Origin of the sequence: Sinorhizobium garamanticum (assembly GCF_029892065.1) — a bacterium.
Classification (GTDB): domain Bacteria; phylum Pseudomonadota; class Alphaproteobacteria; order Rhizobiales; family Rhizobiaceae; genus Sinorhizobium; species Sinorhizobium garamanticum.
On record NZ_CP120373.1, the window covers coordinates 3,847,649 to 3,860,334 of the forward strand.

The following is a 12,686-nucleotide window of genomic DNA, read 5'->3' on the forward strand; positions in this document are numbered from 1 at the left end:
CAGCGTTCTAAAAGCCCAGCCACCAGAGTCCGGCGCAGAGTGTCGCGATTGCCGTTGCGATGCCGACCGCCGGCTTTTGGCGAGCGAGGAAAAACGCAATTGCGCCAAGCACCACGGCCCCCAGGCGCAGCCACAGAGGTGACTGCTCCAGCACGCCGGTCGGGTAGAGGACGAGCTTCGCGATGACAGCCGCGACCAGCGCGGTCGCCACTGCCCTCACCCAGTTCAGCGCCTCGGAATCTTCGCGGAGCCGTTCGCCAGCAAGCACGCCGAGCCATCGCCAAATATCGGTCGCGAGCCAGCCGGCGATCGCGATGAAGACGTAGGCCCACCAACCCTCCTGCCACGTCACGCGCCCGCCTCCCTTCGCGAGCGCCAGTACCGCTCGACAGACCAGGCGAGCGTTCCGCCGCCGACACCCGCGAGCAGGATGTCGAATTCCGGCAGCAGCCAGTAGAAGAACGGTCCCGCGACGAGGCCGATGGCAAGCGCCAGATAGACCACCCGGTGACGCGCCGAATTCCAGATAGAGGCCAGGAAATAGACCGGCGTCAGAAAGAAGAGGCAGCCGGCAATGATCGGCGGGAAGTCAGCAACGAGACGATAGACGATCGCCACGAGCGCCATGTTGGTGGCGACGAGCGTGATGCCGAAACCAGCAAAGAATGTCGCGCGGTGCGCACGCGGCACCTGCGGCACGCGCTCCATCGCAAACACCCACGCTGTGATCGCAATGAAATGCGACAACACGAGAAGCCGCCAAGTCGGCGTCTTCGGCGTGCGCAATTCCGGGACAAGGGCTGCAACCATCGGCATGAGCCGTACGGACGAGAGCGTCACCGCGAGAAAAGCCGTGGCAAGGCTTGCACCGCTCAGGACCGAACTGACGAGGATGACCTTTGCCGGCAGCGCCCAGACAATGCCCGTCATGAAGACGACCTGCTCAGGCGGGATGCCGGCCTGCGCCGTGAGCGAGCAAAAGCCGACAAAGGAAAGCATCAGGATGATGGCGGGCAGGCTGAGGATGCCGCGAGCGCCGGTCAGGAGCCAGGCCAGAGATGATCGTTCGTCTTCAACGCGTTCCATGGACACCTGCGAGCGACGCTTACTCACCTACAGGGCCGCGCGTCCATTCAAACGCACAAAGGCCGCTGTAGCGCTTTGAATTACTGCATTTTTCCTTAGGCTCAGGCAAACATGCCGAAACACGACGATGCCGGGTGAAGCTCACCCGGCACCGTCAGATTCGATAGCGATCGTTTTACTTCTTGCGCGGCACCTTGGGAACCGTCCGTCCCTTCAGCGGGGCCGAGCCTGCCTTGCTGTCCTTGGAGGATGCCTTCGCGGCGGTCTTCTTCGCCTTTGGCTTCGGTTCGGAGTCAGCGACGACGGTTTCCTTCTCGTCGCCCTTCTTGGGTTTGGCACCCTTGCCTGCCGGACGCGAGACTTCAGCCTTCGGCTTGATCGGCACCGTTTCGGGTACGGCATCAAGGATCAGCCCCTTGCTGCCGTCCTCCTTCGTGCCGATCGTCACCTTGACGACGCCACCCTTCTTCAGCTTGCCGAAGAGGATTTCGTCGGCGAGCGGCTTCTTGATGTTTTCCTGGATGACACGCGCCAGCGGCCGGGCGCCCATCTTTTCGTCGTATCCCTTCTCGGCGAGCCAGGCGATGGCGTCCGGCGCGAGGTCGAAGGTCACGTTGCGTTCGGCAAGCTGCGTCTCGAGCTGCATGACGAACTTCTGCACGACCTGGTGGATGACCGGCGTCGGCAGCGAGCTGAACGGAATGACCGCATCCAATCGGTTGCGGAATTCCGGCGTAAACAGCCTGTTCAGCGCCTCGATGTCCTCGCCCTCACGCTTCGATGAGCCAAAGCCGATTGCCGGCCGTGCCATATCGGAGGCACCCGCATTGGTCGTCATGATCAGGATGACGTTGCGGAAGTCGATCTTCTTGCCGTTGTGATCGGTCAACGCACCATGGTCCATCACCTGCAGGAGGATGTTGAACAGGTCCGGATGCGCCTTCTCGATCTCATCGAGCAGCAGCACGCAATGCGGATGCTGGTCGACGCCGTCGGTCAACAGACCGCCCTGGTCGAAGCCGACATAGCCGGGAGGTGCGCCGAGCAGGCGGGACACCGTGTGCCGCTCCATGTATTCCGACATGTCAAAACGCAGGAGCTCGACACCCAGCGAGGACGCCAACTGCTTGGCCACTTCGGTCTTGCCGACGCCGGTCGGGCCGGAGAACACGTAGCAGCCGATCGGCTTGTTCGGTTCCCGAAGACCGGCACGTGCCAGCTTGATCGACGAGGCGAGCGCCTCGATCGCCAAGTCCTGGCCATAGACCACGGACCTCAGCTCCTTCTCGAGATTGGCAAGTACCGCCTCGTCGTCCTTGGAAACGGTCTTCGGAGGGATACGAGCCATGGTCGCAATCGTCGCCTCGATCTCCTTCTCGGTGATCAGCTTGCGGCGCTTGCCAGCGGGAAGCAGCATCTGGGCGGCACCGGACTCGTCGATCACGTCGATCGCCTTGTCCGGCAGTTTCCGGTCGTTGATGTAGCGGGCGGAAAGCTCGACCGCCGCCTTGATGGCGTCGTTCGAGTATTTGAGGTGATGATAGTCCTCGAAATACGGCTTCAGCCCCCGCATGATCTCGATCGCGTCGGCAATCGTTGGTTCGTTGACGTCGATCTTCTGGAAGCGGCGCACAAGTGCGCGATCCTTCTCGAAGAACTGGCGGTATTCCTTGTAGGTCGTCGAACCTATGCAGCGGATCGCCCCCGTCGAGAGCGCCGGCTTCAGAAGGTTGGATGCATCCATCGCGCCGCCCGAAGTGGCGCCGGCGCCGATCACGGTGTGGATCTCGTCGATGAAGAGCACGGCCCCCGGATAGTCCTCGAGTTCCTTGACGACCTGCTTCAGCCGCTCCTCGAAATCACCGCGGTAGCGCGTTCCGGCAAGCAGCGTTCCCATGTCGAGCGAGAAGATCGTGGCGTCCTGGAGCGCTTCCGGCACCTTCTTTTCGACGATGCGCTTGGCAAGGCCCTCGGCAATCGCCGTCTTGCCGACACCGGGGTCGCCGACATAGAGCGGGTTGTTCTTGGACCTGCGGCAAAGCACCTGGATCGTACGATTGACTTCGGCATTGCGACCGATCAGCGGATCGATCTTTCCGGACTTCGCCTTCTCGTTGAGGTTCACGCAGTACGCGGTCAGCGCGTCCTGTTGTTTCTTCGGACCGGCCTCGTCGCTTTCGCGGGGCGCTTTCTGTTCGGAATCCTGATCTTCGGCGCCGCGCACCGGCCGCGATTCGGAACTTCCCGGTCGCTTGCCGATCCCATGGGAAATGAAGTTGACCGCGTCATAGCGGGTCATCTCCTGCTCCTGGAGGAAATAGGCGGCGTGGCTTTCGCGTTCGGCAAAGATCGCTACCAGCACGTTGGCGCCCGTCACCTCCTCCCGACCGGAGGATTGCACGTGGATGACCGCACGCTGGATCACACGTTGAAAGCCAGCGGTCGGCTTGGAGTCTTCGTCATAGCCGGTGACAAGATTCGACAGTTCGTTGTCGACATAGTCCGTCACGGTCTTGCGAAGCGTTTCGAGATTTACGTTGCACGCGCCCATCACGGCAGCCGCATCGGCATCGTCGATCAATGCCAGCAGCAGGTGCTCGAGCGTCGCATATTCATGGTGGCGCTCGTTGGCAAAAGTCAGTGCCTGATGCAGCGCCTTTTCGAGGCTGGGCGAAAATGTTGGCACGTTAGTTCCTCATTTCTTTTCCATGACGCATTGCAACGGATGCTGGTGCTGCCTGGCGAAATCCATCACCTGCGTCACCTTGGTTTCGGCGACTTCGTAGGTGAAGACGCCGCACTCTCCCACGCCGTGATTGTGAACGTGGAGCATGATGCGGGTCGCTTCTTCCCGATCCTTCTGGAAGAAACGCTCCAGGATATGGATGACGAATTCCATCGGCGTATAATCGTCATTCAAAAGCAGAACGCGATACAAACTCGGCTTTTTGGTCTTCGGCTTGGTGCGCGTGATAACGGAGGTGCCACGACTTGGGCCGCCTCCGTCTCCTTCGCTTCCCTGCTGCATCCGGACCGGCATGGCGATCATTCTTGTTCATTCCTTTACAGCTGCGCTTCCAACGAACGTGGCTGCGGCATGCTCGTCCTTATCTAATAGTTCGTTTCTGAATTTTAAGGCCGAACCAACGCACTGCAATCATATTCGCACGGCGAAACACAAGTTTGATCAACTTTCTTCGGTCACAAGCGGCAGTATTTCGAACGCAAGAGGGCCGGCCGCGGCAACCGCGACCGGCCCTCTTGCGATGGCGATGGTCCTTGTCGTCAGGCCGCAGCAGACTTGACAGCTGAGGTCGCCTTGGCAACCGGCGCTTCGTAGGGCTTGTAGGCGTCCTTGGCGAGATCGGCATACATCTCACCGATCTTCGTTGCCTCGGCCACAAAGCCTTCGTAGCTTGCCTTCACATAATTGGTTTGAAGTTCGAACGCAGCCTCAACGCTCTTGGCATTGGCAAGCTTTTCGAAATGGGCAATTCCGTCTTCGAAGGACTTCTTCGAATAGTCCGCTGCTTCCGTTGCAATGGCCTGAAAGCCCTTGGTCATGGCCGAATAGCTTTTGACAGCAACATCAATGGCTTCTTTGCTCTTCTTGTTCGCATCGTCGAAGTTAAACATCGGGGGTGTCTCCTTTAGACGGCTTAACTGCTTGTCAGTTTATGTGCGGTGCACAAAAAGTCAAGTTCTGTGTGCAACGCAATAAAACACTGTTCTTGCAACGACTTGATGAAAATCGGCAGCTAATCCTGCGATTTTTTTTCACACAGGCGCATTAATATGACTTTTAATGAAAAAACCCGGCCTGATCGCTCAGAACCGGGTCGAAATCTTGACGAATGATCTTGATCTTACAGATCGATGTCGAGGATCGCCATCGAGAAGTTGTACGAAAGCTCCCCATCCTCTTCGTCGCGGAAAACGACACCGAGAAACTCGTCGCCGAGATAGACCTCCGCGGACTCGTCCTTCTTCGGCCGCGCCTTGACGACCATGGACTGGTTGAAGGTACGCTTGAAATAGGCTTCAAGCTTTCGGATCTCTTCGGGCTTCAAATCTTTTCTCCGTGCATGTTTGATTTGCGGCGCTTCTCGCATGCGGAATTACCAAGTGTAAACCCACTTGAAGCGCCGGGCGTCCCTCCAGATTTGCGAAGTCGCCTTATCGTTTTGAATTTCCGTCCAATTTTCTGCACAGTTCGAACTCGGCGCGAGCAGAAACGCCGGATTTAGCGAGGCGCGGCCGGGCCGGCGCTGGCACACCCGGACAGACTCGCACCTGGTTAGATGTCGAAGCTGGTCAGGATCTGGTCCATCTGGCGCGACGGCTCGGAACAACCGGCCTCGCCTACGACCTTTGCCGGAACGCCTGCCACCGTTGTCTTAGGAGGTACCGGCTTCAGCACGACTGAGCCCGCCGCAACGCGCGAGCAATGCCCGATGTGGATGTTGCCAAGTATCTTTGCGCCTGCGCCGATCAACACGCCGTCACCGATCTTGGGATGGCGATCGCTGCCCTCCTTGCCGGTGCCGCCAAGCGTCACCCCGTGCAGGATCGACACGTTGTCACCGATGGTTGCCGTTTCGCCGACCACCAGCCCGGTTGCGTGGTCAAGGAAGATGCCGCGCCCGATCCGGGCGGCAGGATTGATGTCGGTCTGATAGACGCTCGAAGAGCGGCTCTGCAGATACAACGCGAAATCCTTCCGTCCGCGCTTCCACAGCCAGTGGGCAAGGCGATGCGTCTGGATGGCGTGGAACCCCTTGAAATAGAGCACCGGTTCGATGAACCGCGTGCACGCCGGGTCGCGATCATAGACCGCCTGGATGTCGACACGAAGAATCGTGCCCCATTCAGGCCAGTCTTCCAGCATTTCGGAAAAGGTCTGATGGAGCAGGTTTGCCTGCAGATCCGGGTGGTCCAGTCGTTCGCAAATTCGGTAAATCACAGCCTCTTCGAGGGAGTGCTGATTGACGACGGTCGAATACAAGAACGCTGCCAACATCGGATCCCGCTCAGCAGCGAGACGGGCTTCTTCGCGCAGGCTGTCCCAGATCGGGTCTATCGCCTTGAACGATTCCGTGTGGCGCAGTTCTGTCTTGGCGACCATAGTCGCTCTCCTTCATGATCGATCAATGGTTCGAATATAGGGTAATTCCCGGGCGACATAAATGGGTGAGCCACATTTCAGCCACCGGTCGCAAAACAGTCCTATGCTCGCCCGACCTCGCCAAGGAATTCGAGCACGGCCTTCTTGAACACTCGGTCGCCGACCGCCAGCATATGGTCGCGCCCCGGAATGTCGAGCGCCTTTGCCCGCGGCATAAGTGCCGCAAGTTCCTGCGCCGATCCGGCAACCTCGTCCTTCGTTCCGACACCTATCAGTACCGGCACCTCGATGCGGGCCATATCTTCGGGCGACAGAAGATCGCGCGACGTGGCAATACAAGCCGCAAGCGCCTGGCGATCGCTGTTGGTCTGATCGGCAAACGCACGAAACATTCGTCCGCGCGGATGCGTCACGCTCTCCAGCGACGGTGCAAGCAGCGCGTCGGCGATCGGATCCCAGTCTCCGACCCCGGTCACCATGCCTATTCCGAGGCCGCCGAACACAAGCGAGCGCACGCGATCCGGATGCGCCAAAGCCAGGAATGCTGAAATGCGCGCGCCCATGGAATAGCCCATGACATGCGCTTCACCGATCCCGAGATGCACGAGAAGTGCCGCCGCATCCCCTGCCATCTGGTGAGGATGGTAGAGCGAAGGGTCGTACGGCTTGCTGCTCTTTCCATGGCCGCGATTGTCCAGCGCGATAACCCGGTAGCCGGCATCCCCTAGTGTCTTCAACCAGCCCGGATACACCCAGTTGACATTGGCGCTCGAAGCGAAACCGTGAATGAGCAGGATCGAATCTCCCGACGGGTCGCCTTCGTCGAAAAAGGCGATCTCCATTCCCTCATGCACGAAGCGCGAAAATGGCGGTGCGTTTAGATCCATGTCTCATTTCCTGAAGGCGTTCTGTTTTCGGCGCAAACTAGGTTGTAACGCTGCCGCTTGAAACCCCCGGCCCTCCAAAAACCCACAGGCGCGGCATGTTTGCCGCTACACATTTGCGGCAAAGCTCACTATGGTGCCGCCAAATTTACGATCCAAAGACTTGCATTCATCGGAGCATGACATGGCCGGCCACAGCATCCCCCATTTTCAGAATGACGGCGGACACCAGGTGATCGAAATCGGCGTCAAGGAATTCATGTGCACGGGCGCATCCGTTCCCTTCGACCACCCCCACATCTTCATCGACATGGGCGACGACAACGAGAAGGTCTGCCCCTATTGTTCGACGCTCTATCGCTACAACCCTTCGCTGAAGGCAACGGAGACAAATCCTCCGGGATGCCTCTTCACCAGCAAGGCGGCTTAAGTCGTCGCGGTTTACCGGTACGAGATCGATGCAAGACGCTGGTCCGGTCGCGATTGTCGGCGCCGGTATCGCCGGCCTGACGACGGCTCTCTGTCTCGCCCGCCAGGGTTTTGAGACGGAAATATTTGAACAGGCCGACTCTTTGAAAGAGGTGGGCGCCGGTCTGCAATTGTCGCCGAACGCGTCACGCATTCTGATCGAACTCGGTTTGCTCCCTGCCCTTGAAGCCGTCTGGAGCGAGCCGGTTTCTATCGCGCTTCTCGACGGATGCTCGCTGCGCTCGCTTGCAAGCGTGCCGGCCGGATCGTACGCCCGCAACCGCTGGGCGGCTCCCTATGGCGTTCTGCATCGCGCCAGCTTGCAAAAGATCCTGTTCGACGCAGTGGAAGCCGAACCACGTTGCCGCATTCACCTTGGCTGCCGGATCGAGAGCGATCCGGAAGCGGCGATCGATCGCGGGATGACACGACGCCCGTCTGCAATCGTCGGCGCCGATGGGATCTGGTCACGGACAAGAACATCCGTCCCGGGCGCCGGTCCCGTACAGTTCTCGGGCAACATCGCCTGGCGCCTGATGGTGCCGCGCGCGGAGGCGACGCCCCTCCTGTCGGAGGACCGTGTCACGGCCTTTCTCGGCTCGAATGCGCACCTCGTCGCATACCCGATCAAGGAAGTCGGCGGCTTCAACCTTGTCGCGATCGTCGCGGGTAAGGCTGGTGAGAGCGTGTGGATCGGCAAGGATTCCGAGGAGAGACGGCGTGAGCTTGCAACAGCTTTCGATGGCTGGCATCCGAAGCTGTGCGCGCTGCTCACGAGTGCAACCGCAGCGACCTACTGGCCCTTATGCACCGTTGGAAAAGGTGCATGGCACGACGGGAAGAGAACCGTCCTCATCGGCGACGCGGCCCATGCGATGACGCCATTTGCAGCCCAGGGGGCCGCCATGGCGATCGAGGATGCCTGGGAGCTCGCGCACTGCCTCGCCGAAAGCCAGGATATCCCCTCCGCACTTGCGAGATATGATCGCGCGCGAAGGTCGCGGATCGATCGCGTTCGGAAGCGGGCCGCCTTCAACCGCTTCGCCTATCACGCCCGAGGGCCAATCCGTCTCGGGCGCGATCTGGTGCTCGCGCTCAAGGGTTCCGAATCGCTTGCCGCCGACCTTGACTGGCTTTACGGCTACGGCGCTGAGATCACGATGACTTTAGGTCGAAGCGACCTAAAGTCATAAACGTGATCGATTCTAATGAGTTGAGACGCGGGATGCGGGCGGAAAACTGCGCACACTTTTCCTAATCCCGCCCTCGGAGCGATAGGCGTCAGACCGCGTTGGCGGCGGCGAAGCCCGCTTCGATGTCACGACGGAGATCCGGAACGTCCTCCAGTCCGATCTGCAATCGGATCACCGGCCCTTCCGATGGGGCCTTAGCCACCTTGCGGTCGGACAGGTTGACGTGGACGGCAAGGCTTTCGAAGCCACCCCAGGAATAGCCAAGACCGAAGAGCGAGAGCGCGTCTAGGAAGGCATGGGCCTTGGCTTTGAACTTTTCGGGGCTGTCGGCCTTCAGCACGAAGGAGAAGATCCCGCTCGCCCCGCCGAAGTCGCGCTTCCAGAGGTCGTGCCCCGGAAAGCTCGGCAGTGCCGGATGCAGGACGCGTGCAACCTCGTCGCGGCTCTCCAGCCATTCGGCGATCGCCAGCGCACTTGCCTGATGCCGTTCCAGACGAATTCCCATCGTGCGCAGGCCTCTGAGAATCTGATAGCTGTCGTCGGGCGACACGCAGACGCCAAGCGTGACAATCGCCTCGGCGAGCGCCGGCCAATGAGTGATGTTGGCCGACACGGTCCCGAACAGCACATCCGAATGGCCCGACGGGTATTTCGTGGCCGCATGGATCGAGACATCGACGCCGTGATCGAGCGGGCGGAAATAAACCGGCGTCGCCCAGGTATTGTCCATCGTTACGACGCAACCGTGGCGGTGCGCCGCGGCTGCAATAACGCGAATGTCCTGCATCTCGAACGTGTTCGAGCCTGGCGCCTCGGTGTGCACCAGGCGCGTGTTCGGCCGAATCAGGCTTTCAATGCCGGCACCGATCATCGGATCGTAGTATTCGACGGTGACGCCGAGGCGCATCAGCATCGTGTCGCAGAAATGCCGCGTCGGGAAATAGACCGAGTCAACGACGAGCGCGTGATCCCCGGCCGACAGATAGGTCAGGAACGGCACCGTGACCGCCGCCAGGCCCGAGGGCACGAGAATCGTTCCGGCAGCGCCCTCGAGCTCATTGATCGCCTCGCAAAGCGCATCGGTCGTCGGCGTGCCGCGCGTTCCGTAGGTATATTTCTGCGCCCGGCTTTCCATGGTCCTGGCGTTGGGAAACAGCACGGTGGAAGCGTGCACCACCGGCGGATTGACGAAGCCGTGGAAATCCGAGGGATTGTTGCCAGTGTGCGCCAGACGGGTGTTGATGCCCGTTTCCTTGAGCGCGCTGATCTTGTCTGCCATTGAAAAATCCGCTGTTTAGATTCGACGCCAACTCATCGAACGCGGCACCCGCCGGGTCAAGGGAAAATTCCTGTGAAGGGGCGAGGCCTCGTGCAAAACGCCGGACTGGCCGTTTTTTGTTCAAAGAAACCGATTTTCCGTGAAGAAACTGCCTAAACTTCTGGCGAAGTTCGGGTTTTTCACATGCAAAATCAGAAAATCGGCAACATCTCTTGACCCTTGTAGATTTTGAGCATGAGATAGATTGCACTCACGCCAGGAGGGTGGCGGAGGCTGCACGCGCCCACGGAGCGCGCCTGTGCAGACGCGAACAAACGACAACCGAAAAGGTTCAAAAAATGGCAAGAAGGATTCTGACAGCTCTCGTTGGCGCTGCTGTCATGGGGATTGGCGCACATGCGGCATCGGCCGCGACGCTTGACGACGTGAAGGCCAAGGGCTTCGTCCAATGCGGCGTTAACACCGGTCTCGCCGGCTTCGCCTCGCCCGACGCAGCCGGCAACTGGAACGGTTTCGACGTCGATTACTGCAAGGCGATTGCTGCCGCTGTCTTTGGCGACGCCACCAAAGTGAAGTATACGCCGACCTCCGCGAAGGAGCGGTTCCCGGCTCTCCAATCTGGTGAAGTCGACGTCCTCGCCCGCAACACGACCTGGACCATCAACCGCGACACGGCACTCGGCTTCAACTTCCGCCCCGTCAACTACTATGACGGCCAGGGCTTCATGGTTCGCAAGAGCCTCGACGTGAAGTCGGCGCTTGAACTGTCCGGCGCCGCAGTTTGCGTGCAGACCGGAACGACGACCGAGCTCAACCTTGCCGACTACTTCAAGTCGAACAACCTGCAGTACAATCCGGTGGTCTTCGAGAAGCTCGAAGAAGTCAACGCGGCTTACGATGCCGGCCGCTGCGACGTTTACACGACCGACCAATCCGGCCTGTATTCGCTGCGACTCACCCTTTCCAAGCCGGACGACCACGTGATTCTGCCGGAAATCATCTCCAAGGAACCGCTCGGCCCGGCCGTCCGCCAGGGTGACGACCAATGGTTCGATATCGTCACTTGGGTCCACTACGCGCTGATCCAGGCCGAGGAATTCGGCGTGACGCAGGCGAATGTCGAGGAAATGAAGAAGTCGACGAACCCTGACGTCCAGCGCTTCCTCGGCGTCGAAGCCGACAGCAAGATCGGCACCGACCTCGGTCTCACCAATGAGTGGGCCGTGAACGTCATCAAGGCCGTCGGCAACTACGGCGAAATCTTCGATCGCAACATCGGTGCAGGCAGCCCGCTGAAGATCGAGCGCGGACTGAACGCGCTGTGGAGCAAGGGCGGCATCCAGTACGCCCCGCCGGTTCGCTAAATCGGTTCGGAAAATCCGGAGGGGCGGCAAACCGCTCCTCCGTTGCAATAAAAACCGCTCGGCAAGGGCGGATTGGGGAAAGAGGCATTACATGGCCATTGGCGTTACGAACGCGCCTGAGAAAAGCAAATCCTCAGGATCGATTATTAACGACCCTCAGGTGCGCGGGATATTCTACCAGGCGGTCACCATCATCATTCTGGCGGTCCTCATCTACTGGATCGTCGACAACACGGTCGAGAACCTGAAGCGCGCGAACATCGCGTCCGGCTATGGTTTTGTGAGAAGCCGGGCGGGATTCGATGTCGGACAATCGCTGATCGCCTTCACAAGCGATTCCACCTATGGCCGTGCTTTGGTGGTCGGCTTTGTCAATACGCTGCTGGTGGCGATTACCGGTATCATCACGGCAACTGTCATCGGCTTCATCGTCGGCATCGGACGTCTTTCGCACAACTGGATCATCGCCAAGCTGTCGCTCGCCTATGTCGAGGTGTTCCGCAACATTCCACCGCTGCTGGTCATCTTCTTCTGGTACAGCGGCGTTCTGGCGATCCTCCCCCAGGCGCGCGAGGCGCTTGCCTTGCCCTTCGATATTTTCGTGAGCAACCGCGGCGTCGCCTTTCCGAAGCCCATGTTCGGAGAAGGATCACACTATACGCTCATCGCGCTCATCATCAGTATCATCGCGAGCGTCGTCTTTGCCCGCTACGCCCGTCAGCGACAGATGGCGACCGGCCAACGATTGCCCGTGTTGTGGATTGTGCTCGGACTCGTCATCGGCGTACCTCTGGTGACGTTCCTCGCAAGCGGCGCGCCGCTCGCCTTCGATGTGCCCGTCGCGGGCAAGTTCAACCTGACGGGGGGCTCGGTCGTCGGACCGGAATTCATGTCGCTCTTCCTCGCGCTTTCCTTCTACACTGCGGCCTTCATCGCAGAGATCGTCCGGGCAGGCATCCGCGGGGTCTCAAAAGGACAGACGGAAGCGGCCCACGCACTCGGCATCCGCCCAAGGCTGACCACTCGTCTGGTCGTCGTGCCGCAGGCGATGCGCATCATCATCCCGCCCTTGACCAGCCAATATCTCAACCTCACCAAGAACTCGTCGCTAGCGGTTGCCGTCGGCTATGCGGATCTCGTCGCCGTCGGCGGGACGATCCTCAACCAGACCGGACAGGCGATCGAAGTCGTAAGCATCTGGCTCATCGTCTATCTCAGCCTGAGCCTTGCCACCTCGGCGTTCATGAACTGGTACAACGCTCGTATGGCGCTGGTGGAGAGGTAAGA

Annotated in this window: 13 protein-coding genes; 4 read left to right on the plus strand and 9 right to left on the minus strand. The window is 59.8% G+C overall.

Features of this window, described 5'->3' with window-relative positions; translation table 11 throughout:
• Window positions 1-7: 7 nt before the first annotated feature.
• From PZN02_RS18130 to PZN02_RS18165, 8 genes are all read right to left on the minus strand, one after another.
• Entirely contained in the window at window positions 8-379 is a 372-nt protein-coding gene (locus PZN02_RS18130; protein ID WP_280661539.1) for an AzlD domain-containing protein, read from the minus strand.
• Window positions 349-1,086, minus strand: a complete 738-nt coding sequence (locus PZN02_RS18135) for an AzlC family ABC transporter permease (RefSeq protein ID WP_280659311.1) — start codon at window positions 1,084-1,086, stop codon at window positions 349-351. Before PZN02_RS18135 ends, PZN02_RS18130 begins: the two co-directional genes overlap by 31 nt.
• Before the next feature lie 175 nt (window positions 1,087-1,261).
• Window positions 1,262-3,772 (minus strand): ATP-dependent Clp protease ATP-binding subunit ClpA, encoded by a 2,511-nt coding sequence (gene clpA, locus PZN02_RS18140; protein ID WP_280659312.1) that lies wholly within the window; start codon window positions 3,770-3,772, stop codon window positions 1,262-1,264.
• 9 nt (window positions 3,773-3,781) lie between these two features.
• On the minus strand, window positions 3,782-4,135 hold the full coding sequence (clpS, locus tag PZN02_RS18145; RefSeq protein WP_280659313.1) for an ATP-dependent Clp protease adapter ClpS: 354 nt from the start codon (window positions 4,133-4,135) through the stop codon (window positions 3,782-3,784).
• 236 nt (window positions 4,136-4,371) lie between these two features.
• Window positions 4,372-4,722, minus strand: a complete 351-nt coding sequence (locus PZN02_RS18150) for a phasin family protein (RefSeq protein WP_280659314.1) — start codon at window positions 4,720-4,722, stop codon at window positions 4,372-4,374.
• Window positions 4,723-4,952: 230 nt separating this feature from the next.
• Window positions 4,953-5,156 carry a DUF3126 family protein gene (locus PZN02_RS18155; RefSeq protein WP_034854672.1) on the minus strand — a complete coding sequence of 68 codons (204 nt, stop codon included), beginning with the start codon at window positions 5,154-5,156 and terminating at the stop codon, window positions 4,953-4,955.
• Between the two features lie 227 nt (window positions 5,157-5,383).
• Complete coding sequence (gene cysE, locus PZN02_RS18160; RefSeq protein WP_280659315.1) at window positions 5,384-6,211, minus strand: serine O-acetyltransferase; 828 nt, start codon at window positions 6,209-6,211, stop codon at window positions 5,384-5,386.
• Between the two features lie 101 nt (window positions 6,212-6,312).
• Window positions 6,313-7,098, minus strand: a complete 786-nt coding sequence (locus PZN02_RS18165) for an alpha/beta fold hydrolase (protein WP_280659316.1) — start codon at window positions 7,096-7,098, stop codon at window positions 6,313-6,315.
• Between the two features lie 181 nt (window positions 7,099-7,279).
• On the opposite strand from PZN02_RS18165, the gene PZN02_RS18170 reads away from it, so the two are divergent.
• Together PZN02_RS18170 and PZN02_RS18175 are read left to right on the plus strand one after the other, a co-directional pair.
• Window positions 7,280-7,525, plus strand: a complete 246-nt coding sequence (locus tag PZN02_RS18170) for a zinc-finger domain-containing protein (RefSeq protein ID WP_280659317.1) — start codon at window positions 7,280-7,282, stop codon at window positions 7,523-7,525.
• A 28-nt stretch (window positions 7,526-7,553) separates the two neighbouring features.
• Window positions 7,554-8,756: an FAD-dependent oxidoreductase gene (locus PZN02_RS18175; RefSeq protein ID WP_280659318.1), complete on the plus strand. Its 1,203-nt coding sequence runs from the start codon at window positions 7,554-7,556 to the stop codon at window positions 8,754-8,756.
• Between the two features lie 88 nt (window positions 8,757-8,844).
• Here PZN02_RS18175 and PZN02_RS18180 read toward each other — a convergent pair whose 3' ends face one another.
• Window positions 8,845-10,035: a cystathionine beta-lyase gene (locus PZN02_RS18180; RefSeq protein ID WP_280659319.1), complete on the minus strand. Its 1,191-nt coding sequence runs from the start codon at window positions 10,033-10,035 to the stop codon at window positions 8,845-8,847.
• A gap of 338 nt (window positions 10,036-10,373) precedes the next feature.
• Here PZN02_RS18180 and PZN02_RS18185 point away from each other — a divergent pair, with 338 nt between their 5' ends.
• Both PZN02_RS18185 and PZN02_RS18190 read left to right on the plus strand, forming a co-directional pair.
• Window positions 10,374-11,399 carry an amino acid ABC transporter substrate-binding protein gene (locus PZN02_RS18185; protein WP_280659320.1) on the plus strand — a complete coding sequence of 342 codons (1,026 nt, stop codon included), beginning with the start codon at window positions 10,374-10,376 and terminating at the stop codon, window positions 11,397-11,399.
• Between the two features lie 91 nt (window positions 11,400-11,490).
• Window positions 11,491-12,684, plus strand: coding sequence for an amino acid ABC transporter permease (locus PZN02_RS18190; protein ID WP_280659321.1), 1,194 nt, complete (start codon window positions 11,491-11,493; stop codon window positions 12,682-12,684).
• Window positions 12,685-12,686 lie beyond the last annotated feature (2 nt).